This is a genomic window from Cohnella mopanensis, from assembly GCF_022352055.1.
Taxonomy (GTDB): Bacteria; Bacillota; Bacilli; order Paenibacillales; family Paenibacillaceae; genus Cohnella; species Cohnella mopanensis.
On sequence record NZ_JAKRWM010000012.1, the window covers coordinates 43,650 to 61,447 of the forward strand.

At 47.0% G+C, this 17,798-nt stretch carries 20 protein-coding genes and 1 pseudogene; 17 read left to right on the forward strand and 4 right to left on the reverse strand.

Annotation, left to right across the window (positions count from 1 at the left end; translation table 11 throughout):
* A complete protein-coding gene (locus L3D05_RS18090; RefSeq protein WP_239617720.1) occupies positions 1 to 984 on the forward strand; it encodes a DUF6005 family protein in 984 nt (327 codons plus the stop codon).
* An 18-nt stretch (positions 985 to 1,002) separates the two neighbouring features.
* Here L3D05_RS18090 and L3D05_RS18095 read toward each other — a convergent pair whose 3' ends face one another.
* Together L3D05_RS18095 and L3D05_RS18100 are read right to left on the reverse strand one after the other, a co-directional pair.
* Positions 1,003 to 1,869 carry an immunoglobulin-like domain-containing protein gene (locus tag L3D05_RS18095; protein WP_239617721.1) on the reverse strand — a complete coding sequence of 289 codons (867 nt, stop codon included), beginning with the start codon at positions 1,867 to 1,869 and terminating at the stop codon, positions 1,003 to 1,005.
* A 71-nt stretch (positions 1,870 to 1,940) separates the two neighbouring features.
* Entirely contained in the window at positions 1,941 to 2,258 is a 318-nt protein-coding gene (locus L3D05_RS18100; RefSeq protein ID WP_239617722.1) for a MazG nucleotide pyrophosphohydrolase domain-containing protein, read from the reverse strand.
* Between the two features lie 83 nt (positions 2,259 to 2,341).
* Between L3D05_RS18100 and L3D05_RS18105 the strand changes: the two genes are divergently transcribed.
* The 15 genes and pseudogenes from L3D05_RS18105 to L3D05_RS18175 all read left to right on the forward strand — a co-directional run bounded on the left by L3D05_RS18105 (position 2,342) and on the right by L3D05_RS18175 (position 16,053).
* Entirely contained in the window at positions 2,342 to 2,923 is a 582-nt protein-coding gene (locus L3D05_RS18105) for an LOG family protein (protein WP_239617723.1), read from the forward strand.
* A 107-nt stretch (positions 2,924 to 3,030) separates the two neighbouring features.
* Positions 3,031 to 3,558 carry a hypothetical protein gene (locus tag L3D05_RS18110; RefSeq protein WP_239617724.1) on the forward strand — a complete coding sequence of 176 codons (528 nt, stop codon included), beginning with the start codon at positions 3,031 to 3,033 and terminating at the stop codon, positions 3,556 to 3,558.
* A 47-nt stretch (positions 3,559 to 3,605) separates the two neighbouring features.
* Complete coding sequence (locus tag L3D05_RS18115) at positions 3,606 to 3,815, forward strand: DUF6199 family natural product biosynthesis protein (protein WP_239617725.1); 210 nt, start codon at positions 3,606 to 3,608, stop codon at positions 3,813 to 3,815.
* Between the two features lie 215 nt (positions 3,816 to 4,030).
* Entirely contained in the window at positions 4,031 to 4,768 is a 738-nt protein-coding gene (pxpB, locus tag L3D05_RS18120; RefSeq protein ID WP_239617726.1) for a 5-oxoprolinase subunit PxpB, read from the forward strand.
* A complete protein-coding gene (locus tag L3D05_RS18125; RefSeq protein ID WP_239617727.1) occupies positions 4,756 to 5,724 on the forward strand; it encodes a 5-oxoprolinase subunit C family protein in 969 nt (322 codons plus the stop codon). Before pxpB ends, L3D05_RS18125 begins: the two co-directional genes overlap by 13 nt.
* 104 nt (positions 5,725 to 5,828) lie before the next feature.
* On the forward strand, positions 5,829 to 6,644 hold the full coding sequence (locus L3D05_RS18130) for an alpha/beta fold hydrolase (RefSeq protein ID WP_239617728.1): 816 nt from the start codon (positions 5,829 to 5,831) through the stop codon (positions 6,642 to 6,644).
* 92 nt (positions 6,645 to 6,736) lie between these two features.
* Entirely contained in the window at positions 6,737 to 7,171 is a 435-nt protein-coding gene (locus L3D05_RS18135) for a YciI family protein (RefSeq protein ID WP_239617729.1), read from the forward strand.
* Between the two features lie 44 nt (positions 7,172 to 7,215).
* A complete protein-coding gene (locus tag L3D05_RS18140) occupies positions 7,216 to 8,439 on the forward strand; it encodes an RNA polymerase sigma factor (RefSeq protein ID WP_239617807.1) in 1,224 nt (407 codons plus the stop codon).
* 1 nt (position 8,440) lies between these two features.
* Positions 8,441 to 8,818, forward strand: a complete 378-nt coding sequence (locus L3D05_RS18145) for a YciI family protein (protein WP_239617730.1) — start codon at positions 8,441 to 8,443, stop codon at positions 8,816 to 8,818.
* 28 nt (positions 8,819 to 8,846) lie between these two features.
* On the forward strand, positions 8,847 to 9,188 hold the full coding sequence (locus tag L3D05_RS18150; protein ID WP_239617731.1) for a DUF1801 domain-containing protein: 342 nt from the start codon (positions 8,847 to 8,849) through the stop codon (positions 9,186 to 9,188).
* A gap of 157 nt (positions 9,189 to 9,345) precedes the next feature.
* Positions 9,346 to 10,467, forward strand: coding sequence for a hypothetical protein (locus tag L3D05_RS18155; RefSeq protein WP_239617732.1), 1,122 nt, complete (start codon positions 9,346 to 9,348; stop codon positions 10,465 to 10,467).
* A gap of 546 nt (positions 10,468 to 11,013) precedes the next feature.
* A pseudogene (gene rpoD / locus L3D05_RS18160) lies at positions 11,014 to 11,895 on the forward strand (RNA polymerase sigma factor RpoD); the annotation flags it as partial.
* 164 nt (positions 11,896 to 12,059) lie between these two features.
* Complete coding sequence (gene spoIIP / locus L3D05_RS18165; protein WP_239617733.1) at positions 12,060 to 13,238, forward strand: stage II sporulation protein P; 1,179 nt, start codon at positions 12,060 to 12,062, stop codon at positions 13,236 to 13,238.
* A gap of 128 nt (positions 13,239 to 13,366) precedes the next feature.
* The gene (locus tag L3D05_RS18170) at positions 13,367 to 14,359 is read left to right on the forward strand and encodes a cell wall hydrolase (protein ID WP_239617734.1); all 993 of its coding nucleotides are present in this window, start codon (positions 13,367 to 13,369) and stop codon (positions 14,357 to 14,359) included.
* Positions 14,360 to 14,508: 149 nt separating this feature from the next.
* Positions 14,509 to 16,053: a tetratricopeptide repeat protein gene (locus L3D05_RS18175; RefSeq protein WP_239617735.1), complete on the forward strand. Its 1,545-nt coding sequence runs from the start codon at positions 14,509 to 14,511 to the stop codon at positions 16,051 to 16,053.
* Here L3D05_RS18175 and L3D05_RS18180 read toward each other — a convergent pair.
* Complete coding sequence (locus L3D05_RS18180) at positions 16,042 to 16,527, reverse strand: DUF2798 domain-containing protein (protein ID WP_239617736.1); 486 nt, start codon at positions 16,525 to 16,527, stop codon at positions 16,042 to 16,044. The genes L3D05_RS18175 and L3D05_RS18180 overlap by 12 nt on opposite strands.
* Positions 16,528 to 16,675: 148 nt before the next feature.
* Between L3D05_RS18180 and L3D05_RS18185 the strand changes: the two genes are divergently transcribed.
* A complete protein-coding gene (locus L3D05_RS18185; protein ID WP_239617737.1) occupies positions 16,676 to 17,017 on the forward strand; it encodes a zinc ribbon domain-containing protein YjdM in 342 nt (113 codons plus the stop codon).
* Between the two features lie 106 nt (positions 17,018 to 17,123).
* On the opposite strand, the gene L3D05_RS18190 is transcribed toward L3D05_RS18185, so the two are convergent.
* Positions 17,124 to 17,774, reverse strand: a complete 651-nt coding sequence (locus L3D05_RS18190) for a DUF1266 domain-containing protein (RefSeq protein WP_239617738.1) — start codon at positions 17,772 to 17,774, stop codon at positions 17,124 to 17,126.
* Positions 17,775 to 17,798: the final 24 nt, after the last annotated feature.

Here is a 17,798-nt window from a genome sequence, read left to right on the forward strand (position 1 = left end):
ATGACGACGGCTCAACCGATTCACTGCATGTTGGATTGTTTGTCGTACGCGGTTCGGCAGCGCGGTTACGATGATCGGCCTTTGTATTTCGGTATTTGGGATACGCCTTTCGAGGTTGGCGATAAAGGCATTTATTATTATTCCGATGTCGTCAACGCGGATCACTTGCTCGTTCAGTTCGAGCAGCTATACGGTAAAGCCCTCATAGAATGGAACGATCACGGGAAGAGCAAGAAAGAAAATTTTGCGGCATTGGAACGGGAGTTGGCATGCCCTTCCCGGATCGTCATAATTTTGGTGGACTTGTTTTACCTGAACTATCCGAATCAGTGCTATCAGGTGCGTCACCGCCCCCATATCGTTGTCGTGGAACAAGACCAGGAAGGGCAAATCTATCTGCGCGATTCTTTTTTTCAGTGGGAGGGCTCCATTTCAAGAGAGGTGCTTTATCAGTGTTATTATTGCTTGAGGTCGAATATGGGCGTCTCGGTGGACACGCTCATCTTGCATGAACCCGAGAGGAGAAGGGCATCCGCTTATTTCGCCGAGCCGTTTAACTTGGCTGCCAGCGCTTTGATAACGGAAATGCAAGCTTTCCTTTGCAAGGCGATACAGAACGAAGCGGAATACCCTCTTCAAACGCTTCATCTGGCAATCGAGCAGGCAGGGGTAATCGGCAAAAGATGGAACGGATACGGAAAGGCGCTTAGCTATTTTGGCGAAGGGTTTGACGACGATGACGAGGAGTTCACCAATCAAGTCGCCCTATTGGTAAAAAGGTTCAATACTTTTATTTTATCGGTCGTTCGAACGGCTTTTTCAGGCAATCGAAGCAGACTGGCGCTATCGATCGATAATCTGAGCGATATCGGCGAATTGGAATTGCACATCAAGCGTGAGCTGTGGCGGCGTTATCAACGCTGGGAGCAATTCAATCTTGGCGGCGAACGCCCCTCCTTTCGAAACCCGGCAACTGCGGAATAAGATGATGCCGCGTAGTTGTTAAGAATCATCCTCCGTAATCCTAAATTGTGCAGCCAATTTTACGGATAAGTCGGTCATGTATCCTTCGAACTGTTTTACGATCAGATAATCTCCGGCCTCAAGCTTCCGGGGAAACCTCACTTCCTCCCGGTGCGATCCACCGGGTTGCATGCGGAATCCAATTGCCGGTACGGCACTATCGTCGGGTACCAGCTTCCATCCATCAGACACTTTTTGATAAATCCCATAGCCATAACCCAAATACAGCTCGGTTGGACCGGCATTATAAAGGGTTAGCTCTGTTTGGCCGGATCCGTCAACCGGTTTTTTTACGGTTAGGCGAGCGTTGAGCTCATTCGGCGGTACAAAAATGGGAGTTATCATTGTGTCCTCTACAACGCCTTCAGGAGAAACAATTTCTATGCTGAGGAGATAGTTTGTGTTCGGCTGATCTGGGATCATATATGAAAAATCAAGCCGTCCATCGATCGTGTTTTTATTGTCAGCCACGTACTCTGTAATCAATTGAAGCCGTTGTCCGTCTTTGTCCCGGCTTGTCAATTGAAATCGCACGGACCGCCCTTCAGGAATCTTGCCTAAACCCGCTCCTACCTGACTTCCTGCCTCCGTATCTTCGGAAGTGTAGGAAGTAATGAGATTGAAGCCGTTTTCCCCTTCGAACCATTTTCCTGTCATGGGTTGGTAATCTTGAGCGGCGGATAATGCTTGTTCCCGCGTGAGCTTGTCAGAATAAAATACCTTATCCAGATTGCCTACAGTATCCGTTAAATGAGCGACAGTCGTATCTATGAATTCAGTAGGAGTGCTCTCCAAATGTGGGCTTGATTTATTTTCGCATCCTAACAAAACAAATCCGAATGCCATAATGACTAGAAGCTTTCGCAAATCAAATCCCCCCTTACTCTATAGACGATTCATTAAGGGAATAGTTACGATTAATCGGAGTACCGATGGGAAAGCTTATTCCGATGAGAAAGAAAAATATCTTCAAGTGGAATATTGTATTTATTTGCTATAACAATTAAATTGCCTAGAACATCGCCTAATTCCTCCGTTAACTCTTGCTTCTTATCCAGATATGAACCTGATATTTCATCGGGACGATCTCTGCCGATTTCCAAATCTCTTATAGCACGAGCCACCTCGCCCGTTTCTTCCGCCAAAAAACCAATCCGAATGAAGATATCTAGCTCAGACCATCCCCGTTGTTCATAGTACTGCCGAACCCACTCTTGAAACTCTCGAACATCCACATTTACTCATCCTTTCTATACGGTTTAGTTTAACATACATCAATTCGTTTGATACAATATATAGTATGAAGGGGGATTAATAAGTGAGGAAATTGGCTGTATTTTGTGGATCGAGCGAAGGGTCAAATATCATGTATAAGCAGGTGGCTAATCGCTTAGGTGAAGAATTAGCGAGACTCAAAATTGGTCTTGTTTATGGTGGAGCTAGTGTTGGCATCATGGGGGCAGTAGCGGATGCGGTCTTAAAGAACGGTGGGCATGTTACAGGCGTTATGCCTAGATTTTTAGAAGGAAGAGAGATTTCCCACAAAGGTTTAACGGAACTGATTGTTGTGGAATCCATGCATGAAAGAAAAGCAAAAATGGCTGAATTAGCGGATGGCTTCCTAATGTTGCCTGGCGGACCCGGAACTTTAGAAGAGTTTTTTGAAATTTTTACATGGGCTCAATTAGGACTTCATCAAAAACCATGCGGTTTCCTAAATGTTAATCAATATTTCAATCCGCTGTTAGCCCTTTTCGATCATATGGTTAAAGAGGGATTTCTACAGGAGAAATATCGAAGGATGGCATTATCTGCAGAGGATATAAGTGATCTGTTACAAATGTTTCATTCTTACGAACCTCCAGCGATCAAAACCTATATTACAAGGCAACAGACATAAGTTAGGCAACACCCAAAAAAAGCGGCAATCAAGGACTTTGTTTTCTCGTCCATGGTTGCCATTTTTTGTGTATTATTAAGTAGGGTTCCTATCCAAGGAGGGAAAATGTGAAAAAAGGTAGTATTGCCATCCTAGTTGTTGGGACGGTATTGATAGCCTTTAATGTATATCAATACTTCACGGCGCAACAAAATAAAAACGCTTATGCAGACAATGAGACACGGTTAATGAACGTAATCAACCAAACGACTGAAACCTTGTTAAAAGAAGATGTATACATCACAGATGCAGAGCGTCTTCAATTAAAGGAATGGAATATAATGTTTGATGGATATGGTGTGCCAGATTCCGTCGGAAACGTTGAACTACTTCGTATACCCACCGACAACAAGGAGGTATTAAAGTTATTTCCCGAAAATTCGAATCCTGTTTTGATGGAGGCGAGCGATACGGACATCGAAATCAGATACAACACGGGAAATAAAACATACGGTCTAATCTTTAATAAGTTGAACAATACCCTTATCAAAACAATTTACCTTCCTTTAAGCGAACCTGAATATTTGGTGGGGTACCGCAACATAAATAATCGGGAATATTCATCCGTATTTGTAGATTTAAACCCGCATAACTAAGGGAAAACGCTAGTGCAATAAAGCGATTTTAAAGGAGGTTGATGCGCATGTTCATCTTCAAGTTGATTCCTGTTCTATTTATTATATTGGGAGCAGTCGGAGTATTCTTTCCAAGAATATCTTGGTATATGGGTGTTGGTTGGCAATTCAAGAATGCTGAACCAAGCACGGCCGCCCTCATTTCGGCTCGAATAGGTGGCATCTTTGCTATTGTTGCAGGTGTTTTCCTTCTTACTTCCGGTATTTTTCCTGGTTGATTTGTCGTAACAAGCTCATTCACTTCAACGTCGGCGGCTGCCCTTATTACATGAGGGTAGTCTTTTTGTATTTCGTATCCATTCTGAATCAGGAAACAGGGCGGACTTCTAGAAAATCAAAAATGAATGAGCGGGATTTATGACGCTGAATGGCGTATATGTAATCAAGATACTTAACGAGTTTAATAACATGGAATGATCCGGAGGTGACGGCTGTGACTGAGCTGCTTATTTCTCATAAAGACTTGAGATATGTTCCGCTAGGAGACTGTACGCTGGTGGTGCAATTCGAGAATAAGATCTCGATTCAGGTTAATCGAGGCGTACAAGCCTTTGCGAATCTGATCGGCAGCCGGAAAATTCCGGGGATCGTCCAGATGATTGTTACCTTTAATAGTTTAGCTATCTGTTATGATCCGCTCAGGATCACTTTCCATAAACTTGCGGACACCCTTCACGGATTAGAAGATCAGATGTCCGAAGCTCACGCCATGCCAGGCAAAACGGTTCATGTCCCCGTCGTTATCGGAGGAGAGTACAGTCCCGATTTGGAAGAGGTGTCCGCCAGAACCGGAGTAAGCTCGGAACAATTGATCGAAGCCTTAATATCCAAACCGTATTACGTCTATATGGTTGGGTTTGTAGACGGGACGCCTTATTGCGGCGATATTGACGAGAGGTTGGCGCTTCCCAGACGCTCCAATCCACGGGTTAAGGTGAGGAAAGGTTCTGTAGCAATCGCAACGAGCCAGACGACGATCTACACCGTCGATTCGCCGGGAGGGTGGCACCTCTTGGGTTGGACTCCGATGGAAATGTTTAATCCTTATCGGGAAAAGCCGTGTGTCCTTGTGGCGGGGGATTATGTTCAATATGTGCCCATCTCAGCCGATGAATCTGAAAGTTGGGATGAACAAAGACAGAGAGAGTGGGATCGGGAATGGAATCCGTAAAAGTAATCAAACCCGGTTTTTTTACTACCGTCCAAGATTTGGGGCGTCACCGATATCAGAATATTGGCATATCCACCGCGGGAGCGATGGACGCTCTGTCTTTGCGCTTAGCCAATTTATTGGTCGGAAATGAGGAAGAAGACGCAGCGCTGGAGGTTACATTGATCGGCCCCAAACTAAGATTTGCTGGAGATGGGGCGATCGCCATTACTGGCGGGGATTTGTCTCCCGCGCTGAATGGCATTCCGGTTCAGATGTGGACATCTATTCCCGTTGGCAAGGATGACGAGCTTAGCTTCGGTAATTGTGTTGCGGGATGCAGAGCCTACGTTGCAATTGCCGGCGGAGTGAATGTGCCTCGGATTATGGGAAGCCGTTCGACGTTTAGCCGTGGCCATTATGGAGGGGTTGAGGGCAGGGCCTTAAAGAGTGGCGATGAAGTTCCGATTGGCAATTGTCTTTTCAAGCTTAACGATATCGAGGGAAGAAGATTACGGCCTGACGCCATTCCCGATTATGGGAAGGACCGAGCTATACGATTCATTCCAGGACCGCAAGCGGAAGCATTTATCGAACAATCGCTTGATCAATTTACTTCTACGCCATATGTTGTTGCCAATGAATCCGACAGAATGGGCTACCGATTACAGGGACAACAATTGAACCATGTGAATGGGGCAGACATCATTTCCGATTTTATCGCAGTCGGTTCCATCCAAGTTCCAGCGAATGGGCAGCCGATTATCCTGATGGCGGATTGCCAGACGACGGGTGGCTATACCAAGATCGGGGTCGTGATCAGCGTGGATCTCCCTTACGTCGCCCAGAAAAAGCCTAGAGATCAAATTCGATTCGAAGCGGTGGATGTGACTTATGCGCAAGATCTATATAGGAAGCGGGAGAAAATGATCACAGGCTTGAAGCTGCTTAATCGAATGCTGCCTGCATTGCGTTAGGAGTGCTTTAAATTTTTTTTGTGGATGTGTCGATTTTGCCGTTTGCCGTTCGTCGACTTAATAGAGGCTCGGTTTTCTATTATCACTACAAAAGGAGACTTGCAATGTACACAGCCATTTCAAAAGATGGCACTAAGATCGCCTACGACAAGGTTGGTCAAGGGCCCGCGCTCATACTGGTAGCGGGCGCATTCAGTTACCGGAAATTTCCTGGACAAGTTCAGCTGGCTAATCTGTTGTCGGAACGTTTCACGGTATACAACTACGATCGTCGCGGACGGGGAGATAGCGGAGACACTCAGCCCTATGACATAACAAGGGAAATTGAAGATCTTCAGGCTATTATGGACGAAGCAGGTGGCTCCGCTTATGTGTGGGGATTGTCATCCGGGGCGGTTCTTGCCTTACAGGCAGCGGCAAGGGGGTTAAAGAAGATTACGAAATTGGCTTTGCACGAGCCGCCTTTCGTTGTCGATGCGGAGGGGCACATGCCGCCCGCAAATTTCTTCAAGCAAGTAACGGCGCTGATTGCGGACAATCGCCGGGCCGAGGCGATCAAGTACTTTATGACGAAGGGCATGGGTGCTCCCTCCTTTGTTGTCGGCTTGATGCGCATTATGCCAGGCGTATGGTCCAGGCTTATGGCCGTTGCGCATACGCTCCTTTATGACGCGGCTTTACTGGATGGATATAACGGTGGCAAGCCGCTTCCTTCCGAATTGTGGAGAACTGTCGACATGCCAACGTTGGTGCTCGAAGGTATTGAAAGCCCGATTGCGTTGCGTCGTGGTACTCAAGCTTTGTCCAATGCGCTTCCGAATTCGCAATTGATGAGCAAGAAGGGACTCGGCCATACGAAGCAACTTAATACGAAACTAATTTCCAAAGAGCTTGTATCTTTCTTTTCGGGAAAACGTTAAAAAATAACTAGGGTTGTTGTCGATTATGTCAAAGTTGATTCGTCGTATGAATAGAAGCACTCAGCTTCATTAACAAATAGGAGGTACCTTTTATGAGATTTATGATGATCGTTAAGGCAACAACGGATTCAGAGGCAGGGAATTTACCAAGCCAGGAGCTTATTGATGCCATGCAGAAGTATAACGAAGAATTAGTGAAAGCCGGCGTATTGCTCGCTGCCGATGGACTTCAGCCAAGCTCCAAAGGAATCCGGATTTCATACCCGGAACCGGGAGGCAAACCGAAAGTGATCGACGGTCCGTTCACGGAGGCTAAAGAAATGATAGCGGGATATACGCTGATTGAAGTCAAATCCAGGGAAGAAGCCATTGAATGGGCTTTGCGCATGCCTGACCCCCATGGATTCGGTCAGGGAGAGATTGAGCTTAGACAGGTGTTTGAGGCAGAGGATCTAATGGAAAATCCGGAATCGCTGGAGAAGGAAGTGAATCTTCGCAAACAGCTTGAAGAGCAGAAAAAAGCGTGAGTTCGCCATCCCACACCCATCGAACCATTGATGCCATATGGCGAATGGAGTCGGCAAAGCTTATAGGGGGATTAACTCGGATGGTACGAGACGTGGGTATCGCTGAGGATCTGGCCCAGGATGCTTTGGTAATCGCCCTTGACCGATGGCCGGAGACCGGCATTCCAGATAACCCCGGAGCCTGGTTGATGACAACGGCGAAGCGACGCGCGATCGATCTCATGCGAAGGAACAAGCTGCGTGATCAGAAGTACGTAGAAGTTGCCCATAGTACTTACTTATATACAGAGGAAGAAATAGATCAATCATTAGACGGGGAGATCGGCGACGATCTTCTCCGTCTGATCTTCATGACCTGCCATCCGGTATTGTCGCAGGAGGCTAGAGTGGCTCTGACGCTTCGCCTGTTATGCGGGTTAACGACGGATGAGATCGCTCGTTCTTTTCTCGCCGCCGAAGCAACGATTGCGCAGCGGATCGTTCGGGCCAAGAAAACCCTTAGCGCCAACAAGGTTCCTTTCGAGGTGCCGGAAGGGGAAGAGCTTCAAGACCGCCTGTCTACTGTGCTAGAGGTCATTTATCTTATGTTTAATGAAGGATACTCGGCAACATCGGGTAATGACTGGATCCGACCGTTGCTATGCCAAGAGGCGTTGAGACTGGGGCGCGTTCTTGCCGAGATCGCCTCGCAAGAACCGGAAGTTCACGGTCTGGTAGCCTTGATGGAGATTCAATCTTCTCGGTTTAAGACGCGAGTAAACAACAAGGGAGAACCCATTCTTCTTATGGATCAGAACCGGTCGCAATGGGATCGACTGCTGATCCGCCGCGGTTTGGCAGCATTAGAGCGAAGTAGGAAACTTGGACGTTCGCTCGGTCCGTATTCCCTGCAGGCTGCGATTTCATCATGCCATGCACAGGCGCCGACAGCAGAGGAGACGGATTGGATCCGAATAGCTGCTCTTTACGAAGCGCTATCGAGGGTAACGCCTTCGCCCATCGTCGAATTAAACCGGGCGGTCGCCATATCCATGGCGTTCGGTCCGGCCTTCGGGCTACAGCTTATCGATGAACTGAATGCAGAACCTTCATTAGATGGTTATTATCTGCTGCCGAGCGTTCGCGGCGATCTTCTGGTAAAGCTGGGACGTTACGATGAGGCGCGTACGGAATTTGAACGAGCCGCAGCCATGACCCGGAATGAGCGTGAACGGACGCTTCTACTGAACCGCGCGGCGGAATCGGGTGTTGAGAAGGAGGGGAATTGACATGCGATATATGTTGATGGTCAAGGCGACGGGTTACTCGGAAGCTAGAGTCAATCACAGCCGAGAATACAACGAAGCCATGATTGCTTACAAGAAGACTTTGGCCAAAGCCGGTGCGCTCCTTGCTACAGAAGAGCTTCAGCCTAGCTCGGCTGGGATAAGGATATCGTATCCAGCGTACGGTGAAAATCCGGAGATTTTGGCCGGCCCTTTCCCGGTAGACCAAAAGCTCGTTGCAGAATATACCTTGATCGATGCGAAGACGGAGGAAGACGCTCTAAATTGGGCGCTCCAAATGCCGGTTCCAGCGGGCCGCGGCGAGTTTGAGATCGAATTACGTAGGCTCGAAGAGAACTTAGATAACCTTACTAGATCCTAGTATTTAAATCGAAAAGGAGAGATACGTGATGAATCAGGAAGTTATCGATTTTATTGAAGCTTTAAATGAACCATGGCAGATAGAGCTGTCCACTAATTTGCGTAAGGTTGTCCATCAGGCCATACCGGATGTGCTTGAACGTATTCAGTACAAGAAGCCCCATTTCTTGAAAAACGGCAAATACGCCGCGGTCATCTCGACATCGAAAGAAGCCGTGAGCTTTACGATCTTTAATGCCGCTAATCTGGAGCTGCCGGAGGGCATGTTCGAGGGCCCCGCGGAGAGAAAAACGCTGAAGTTACGTAAAGGGGACTCGTTGGACTCAGAGCTTATAGCGTCATTAGTGAGCCAAGCCTCTAGCTCACTTTAATTTTTGTGTCCGAGGATACGCAGGAACCGAGAGACGAGCCGATGGGCTCGTCTCTCTTTTCGCTTCATTACTCTTAGCTTAAATATCATTAATCGAATGTTTGTTGTCGATAAAATGCTAGACAAACAATTATGCACTGAGTGTGAGGTGGATTTTTTTGAAACGGAATATTTATCGAAATACAATGATGTTGGCGTTAGCCGCTATGATCTTCGGATTAGTCAGCGGATTGTCGAGTTCTTCGGCATGGGCGGCCTCCGGTAAACCGATAGCCACGTACGTGTCTCCCGAGAAAATCGAATTTATAAGCTACAGTAAGTACTGGAATCAGTCCAAACTGAAGGCGTTATATGCCGAGTTGATGAAGAACTTGCACGGCAAGGAGCTTAATTATTTAGGTAAAGTCATTCTTTCATCGGAAGATAAGGAAGGCGAGCTGGGCATTGCGAATATGAGCTATTCCTGGACGGAGGATGATCTGTCCGATATCGTCATGGACGAGCCGACGGAAATCACGCTATATGGCGCCAACAGCAATAAGACGGTCGAGAGTATGTCCTCGACTTTAAGCCATGAATACGGCCATCATTTTACTTACTATTGGCTAATCGCGAAAGAACATAAGCTGCCTAGCGATTCTAATGCGAAATGGGCGTCCATACGGGGAATTGAGGGATATCCCGTCCTATTCTCGGAAGATTCGTCGGAACCCGAGTATACGCATTATTGGGATTCAGCAGAGATTATGGCGGATGATTACATGGCCTTGTTCGGTTCTCCGAACGCCAAGTTGAGCATGGTGAATTCGCTCCGAACGGATGACGGAAAAGGATTCTATGGAGAGATAGAGAACGAGGCTATTCCTTCGGCGATGACTCTAGAGTCCGTTCGAAGCTACTGGCTGAAGCTCAGCGGTCTTAAGGATCCGGTGCCATTAGTGTTCAAGGAGCCTAAGCTGAATAAGATACAGGCTGTTGAGTCCGACGACGGGGGATTCGACTATAAGCTGACTTATGAAGCGGCGTCCGCGAATACGACTGTCGCTCAGCGACTGCAATATAGCGTTTATTGGACCTATGAGGATGATGGGGAAGAAACTTTCGATTATACGGAAATGACGACGGGCAAGCGCTCCATTACCATATCCGGCGGACTGCCGGAAGCGGAGCTTACGTTCACGGTGTATGCCTATGATCCCATGACGAAACAATACGTTTACGCCAGACCGGTCGTCTACGATTTGTCGGATCCCGAGAATCCCGTTAAAGTAGGGCGATAAAAGCTAAGTTGGAAGAAAAGACTCACGATGACGTCGGTTATTGACCGAGCGATCGTGAGTCTTTTTTAAACAACATTAGAATGAACGGACACCAGAGACTTTATTTCACACATTTCCATGCGTTTTAGGGCCATTTCGAGCAAATAAGGTCATCTGTGTCCGTTACAAAGCAATTTCGACCTAAAACTCACAAATAAGGGCTCCTGGGTCCGTTTGGGTGCGAAGCCTTAATACGTTGTCATGTTCTTATTTGCAAGAAAACCCAACGAAAGAAGCTCTATTTTCATAAAAAAAAGGCACATCGGTGCCGTTAGTGAAAATGTTTAGTTGTACGTAAAAAAATAGGGGTTGATCTTTGCTGATCGGTTTGGTAAAATGACTAATACGGTATTTTATTCACAAAGTGCATAGATAAATTTAATATACCACATACCGATTGTATTGTCAATATGGATTTGGAATGGGTTGTAGTCTTGGGTTGTAGTCTTGGGTTGTAGTCTCAAATTGTTCGCCCAGGACGTGGAAGGAGGAATTGCGATGACGGATGATCAACAGACTGAGCACTATAACGACGACCATCTCATTTTGCCGCCAGGCGTGAAGGTGGATGATCCGGTTCGCATGTACTTGAAGGAAATCGGGCGCGTTCAATTGCTTTCCACGGAGGAGGAAGTCGATTTAGCCCAAAGAATCGAACAAGGCGATGAGCAGGCCAAGCAGAGATTAACGGAGGCGAATCTCCGCCTTGTCGTCAGCATTGCGAGAAGGTATGTCGGACGCGGCATGTTGTTCCTTGATCTTATTCAAGAGGGGAATATGGGTTTAATCAAAGCCGTAGATAAGTTCGATTACCGGAAAGGATTTAAGTTCAGCACTTACGCAACGTGGTGGATCCGTCAGGCGATTACCCGAAGCATTGCGGATCAAAGCAGAACGATTCGAATTCCGGTTCATATGGTGGAGACGATCAATAAGTATATTCGAATTTCCAGACAAATGTTGCAAGTTCTTGGCCGCGAGCCTTCACCGGAAGAAATTGCGAAGGAAATGGAGCTCAGCTTAGATAAAGTACGGGAGATTATGAAGATCTCGCAAGAACCGATCTCGCTGGAGACGCCCGTCGGGGAAGAAAGCGATTCGAAGCTGGGAGAATTCATCGAGGATCAGGATGCCTTAGCGCCAGCCGATGCCGCAGCGTTCGAGCTGTTGAAGGAACAATTGGAGGACGTGCTCGATACGCTGACGGATCGGGAAGAGAGCGTGCTGCGTTTGCGCTTCGGACTAGATGACGGCCGTTCCCGTACGCTCGAAGAAGTAGGCAAGGAATTCGGAGTCACCCGCGAGCGGATCCGGCAAATCGAGGCTAAAGCGCTTCGTAAATTAAGGCATCCGAGTCGCAGCAAACAGTTAAAGGACTTTATGGAATAGGGAACAGGGAACAGGGGACGAGCCTTCGGGTTCGTCTCTTTTCTTATGCAAGGACACTCATTCGATTGTCCGGCCTCTGACGAATTTCGGGCGAATAGAAGGTTTTCTCTCAAATCCTGTCGAACAATGTTAAGAAACACTATCGTTATGGGAGAGAGTCAGCTTTGTACCTACGTAAAATAATGCTGAGCGGAGTCGCTTCAGCATCGCTTCTATTCGTTGCGTTTAGTTCTACCTATGGAGCTCCAATCGAATCTTCTAATCAGGACGTTAATATACAGAGCGAACAGACGGAACGGAAAACTTCGGTTTTTCCGGATTCCGTCGTGAATATCGTAGACGTTACGAATCTGCGAAGCGGGCCCGGGCTAGAGTATGAGATTGTCGGCAAGGCCATGCCAGGCGATACATTTCCCGTCATTGGCTTGGAGGGAGACTGGCATCAAGTATCGCTTTCGAACGGAGACACCGCATATGTCGCCAGTTGGGTCGTGAAAATCGAAAATCCCATACATTTCGTTAACATCGTTGAGAACACGAATTTGCGAAGCGGGCCTGGGATCGAGAATAAGATTGTCGCGAAGGCCAAGCTGGGCGATTCGTTCCAGATTCTCGCTACGGAAGGAGATTGGTATCAAGTCTCGCTTGCGAGCGGCGAGATCGTATACGTAGCCGGTTGGGTCGTCAAAACCGATCTTGGCGATCAAATCTCGAAGCCGAAAGTGTACATCTACCATACTCACAATCGCGAATCTTGGAAAAACGTTGCTAGTAAGAAAGGGACCTCTTACGACGACCCAACAGTGAATATAACGATGGTAGGCACGTATATGGGAGAGGTTCTGCAGAAGAGAGGAATTATGTCGATCGTCAGTAAGATAGACTATACCGAGAAGCTGAAAGCACAGAAGCTCAGCTACTCCCTCTCTTACTCGGAATCTCGCAAAAGCGTCAAAAAGGCGATAGAGGATCAGCCTAGCCTTTCTTACTTTTTCGACATTCATCGCGATGCCGACGTGCCCCGTAAAACTACGACGGTTACGATCAACGGTAAAGCCTATGCGAGAATTTTGTTCGTCATCGGAACCGCTCATCCTAATTATGCGGAAAACAAAAAGTTGGCCGAAGCATTGAACAAGCGGCTAAACCAAAAATATCCCGGATTGTCTCGCGGCGTGCTATCCAAAAGCGCCCATCAAGGAAATGGAGAGTATAACCAATCCATTTCCCCGGGCAGCTTGTTGTTGGAATTCGGCGGCGTGAACAATACGCTGGAAGAAAACTTGCTTGCGGCGGAGGCATTCTCGGACGTGTTCGCGGAGTATTATAGTTCGTTAAAATAAGGCGTTTTATCGATGGATGTCCTAATTGTGTGAAAATGTTAATCCTGCAAGCGCTTAAAGTTGTGATATATTTTTACAGTGGTTTCAAAAGTGGATTTATTATGCAGAACGATTTTCGGGAGGTTATTATGCTTTGTAGAAGTATGCAAACCCGCGGGCGAATGCTCATCATTATGCTTCTCCTGCTTTGCATCGCATTGCCGGTAGTTGCCGCAGACAAAGCGGAAGCTGCGACGGCAAATAACGTAACCATTAAAATTAATAACGTAAAGGTCAAGCTGGCCGATCCGGTTCAGGTGTCGGATGGGAGGCTGTTCCTGCCCATTGCGAACTTGGCGGAGCTGTTGAACGCGAAGACCAAGTGGGATCAGGATAATGAAGCAGTGACGATCCAGACCGTGAACAAAGACAAGATCGTCCTGAGCAACGGAGTGCCGGTTGTATACTTCAATGAATCCCGTTATCGAATGGACGTGGCTCCGTTCGTGGCGGAAGGCAGAATCTATATTCCGCTTCGCCATGTCGCTGAACTGCTGCATGCAACAGTGAAATGGGATGGGGAAGCGCAGTTGGCCGAACTGGAGACGGTTGAGCCTGCTGTCGTGACGGAAGATTACGGAGTGCCGGAGATCACCGAGCAGCACGGCATAAGCCTGAAGGCGCTGTTAAAGCGCAACAAGCTGAGCAATGCGGACGACATTAAGGTTGGAACATCGCTGCGCGTCGTCATTCCTTCTATTCTCGATAACGAAGCAGAACCGTATACGAAGGAAGATTACATGCTTCTGGCCAAGCTCACGCAAGTCGAATCCGGGTATGAGGGTTATGAAGGTCAGTTAGCTGTAGCCAATGTCGTGCTTAACAGGGTGAAGGATTCGCGATTCCCGGATTCGATCTACGACGTCATCTATTCCGGCAAGCAGTTCCCCGTCGCGCACAATGGCATGCTGGATAAGAGCGTACCGAATGCAAGCGTACTCCGCGCCGTTAAGGATGCCCTGAACGGGAGGAACAACGTTCAAGACGCTGTGTATTTCTATGATCCTAAAGTAACATCGGGATCATTCTGGTCCGGTCTTGATAAGATCGTGACGATCGGCAGCCATAGATTCGCGAAATAGGCTAAAGGGCTTCCTCCTTATACGGGGAAGCCCTTTTTGTTGGATTGGGGATGCGGGAGTTCACCAAATGGTATAATTTAAGCAACAGCACTAGCTGGTTAAGCATTAAGATTCGTTCTACAAAATTAAGTAAAGCAGGTATGCGTGAGATGACACAATCGGAACTCCCCATCTATCGCTTCAGTGAAGCACCGATCTGGGAACTGCAGCGATCCTATTATGAAGATCAGGGAATCAAGGCTTGGCAGAGCGAAGAAGTCCCGCTATACATAACAAGTAATCCGATTATTGCGGCAGCCTATGCGGAAATGATATTCGGGTTTCTTCAAGATAGAGCGAAATCGGGCTATTTATCCGACCCCGTCTCGATAGTCGAGCTTGGAGCGGGATCGGGCAGATTAGCCTTTCATGTCCTTAAGGAACTGGGAGAGCTAGTGGAATATGCTGGCGTCGCGATCCCTCCTTATCGCTATATCATGAGCGATTTAGCTGTAACGAATATAGCCTACTGGGAGCGGCATCCCGAATTAATTCCCCTCGTCGAACAAGGGATTTTGGATTTTGCGAAATTCGATGCCGTTAAGGATACTGAGCTACATTTGACATGCTCGGGTATCCGCATAAAGCCGGGCGACCTGCAGCAACCGTTGCTCGTTATTGCGAATTACTTCTTTGATAGCATTCCGCAAGAATTGATTTATGTGGAAGAAGGGAATATTTATGATTGCAAAGTTTCTCTACAGATTCCGGATGGCAGCGGCGATCTGAGCCCATCCGAAATGCTGGAGAAAGTGAACCTAGAGTTCCATTATCGTAAGGGGACTGATTTCGAACAAGAAACGTACCCTTACCGCGACGTGATACAACTATATAAAGAGAAGCTCGAGGAATCCCATATCCTCTTTCCGGCCATTGGAATGGCCTGTTTAGAGCGGCTTGGCCGCCTGTCGCAGCAGGGATTCGTTCTGATTACGGCGGATAAAGGCGACCACCGATTAGAGAACTGGGAATTCGCGGAGCCCCCCAAGCTGATCCATCACGGGAGCTTCTCGTTAACGGCAAACTATCATGCGATTGTAGCCTTTTTCGAACGGAAAGGCGCTCTCTCTTTGTTCACCACGCACCATCACAGCAACTTAAACGTGGGTTGCATTTTAATGCTGCAGGATCCGATGAGCTACGCCAATACTCGTCTGGCTTATCGACGGTTTGTAGAACGCTTTGGCCCGGACGACTTTTTTAGCATGAAACAATGGTTCGACGGGCAGTTGGAGCAGATGGAAATGAGACAAATCGTTGCCCTCTGGCGGCTCGGCGGCTACGATTCGCAGTGGCTTCTGCAAAGCGCCAAGCGTATCTCCACTCTTATTCCAACGTGTAACGAAGCCGAGATGGAAGACATCCGCAGCGGAATCCACTCCATGTGGAGAAGCTACTACCCCATGGAGGAGAAACATAACTTAGCATTAGATTGCGGTATGCTGCTATATGAAATGGAACTGTTCGAGGATGCGCGCATCTACTTGGAACGGTCACTGAAACATAGTGAGGCAAACTCCGAGGTGATCTACAACCTAGCGGTGTGCTGCTATGAAGTCGGCAAGGCGGACGCTGCGTTGGCCTATACGCACAGAACTTTAGCGATGGTGCCTGAGCATGAAGGAGCTCGGGCTCTTGAAGCGCTATTGATGTAAGGGTTTAAGCTTATCTTTAACGAAATTAATAAATAAATACCTAACGAGCGGTCCCACAATTAGGAGCTGTAGAGGGAAAGCGAAAATAAAATTTCTAAAGACTAAAGTAAAGTAACTTCCGAGTATGGATTCTCCGATTAGGCTATTAGAAAAGTATGATGTCCCCAATCCGTATAGAGACATACAGAGAACCATTCCGCTCACCATGCAAAAGGCAAGGGATACAATGACAAATCCCTTCTTGGATTTGTCATAGGGTAATGAGAATGCGATTTTCTTGGCCACTGGGCCAACGATAAATATTTCCAATAAGGATGCAGTAATAAAGACCATAACAAGTTGAATAAGGACTTCTTTCAAGGTTATCGTTGCAAGTAAGCCATGAGTAAATAAATTATAAAACGTCATGAATAAGACCATCCCGGAGCACATCATCAACCCAAAGTAAAAATTTTCTTTCTTAGTTGTCGGCAATTCGCGTCATCCTTTCTTTTTACCCTTGTAATTATAGAGACAGCGGAAACCTCCTCATAAGTGAACAGTTTGTGAACAATGGGAGGAAGATCTGCTTCATACAGTAGATTCTTGATAAAGTAGAGTCCGAAGGCGAGGGAATATATAGATGCTAGAACTTCCGAATTGTCCAAAATGTAATTCAGCATATACGTACGAAGACGGCAATCTTCTGATCTGCCCGGAATGCGCTCATGAATGGTCTTTGGAATCCGATCCTGCGGATGGCGACGATAAGAAGGTTGTCAAAGATGCCAACGGAAACATCTTAAACGATGGCGATTCGGTATCCGTAATCAAAGACCTTAAAGTCAAAGGAAGCTCGTTAGTCGTGAAAATCGGAACGAAAGTGAAAAACATCCGGTTGGTTGACGGGGATCATGACATCGATTGCAAAATCGACGGGTTCGGAGAGATGAAGCTAAAATCGGAATTCGTTAAGAAGATTTAACAGCGGTTTAGTGCGACTGAATCGATTGCTTGTTGAAGAAAGCCCCGATGAGGAAATCCTCTTCGGGGCTTTTTGCGATGTCAACCGCGCCATCTTGAACAAACTCTTAACCGTTTAATTTCACTTTACGCAACGGGCTATAGGGGGATACAAGAAGTTTAGCGAGCAATGCTTTGTTCTCGCTTATATAATCGGCGCTCCTATTTAAGGAAGTATAAGCGGAACCGACAGTAAAACTAATTAAGAAGTCTTTCCAATTCGTATAATTGCTTCTAATAATCGCGATAATTTCATTTATATATTTCCACTTCTCTTCTTCGGTTAAATAATCCAGCTTAAACCCGGCACAGCACTTGAATACCGCCCAGGTATAATCGGTCGCCGCAATTCCTCCTGGAGGCATGCGTTCTAAGTAATCATTCACTATCGAGAGCTTATAGCGCCGAGTAGGATTGTCTTTCTCCATCTCGATATAATGTGATCTGTCGGATTCCGGTTGGGTAGATAAAGCAAGGTTCATGTCCTCGAATTCTTTTCTGTGCCCCACCGATAAGGACCATTTAATGTTATCTTTCAGTTCGTCGGAATTCCCGACTTCCCAATGTTGGCATAAATTACGTAGATAATTTCTTTTCGTGAAGATCCAATTTGGATTTTGGACATGGTAATCGCCATGTTTCCCTACGATGCACATTGCCGATAGCGCGTCGATATATAGTTGGGCGGTCTCCTGTGCTTCCGCAGTTGAGATGTTCATGATTTTTCCACTCCCTTTCTCCCC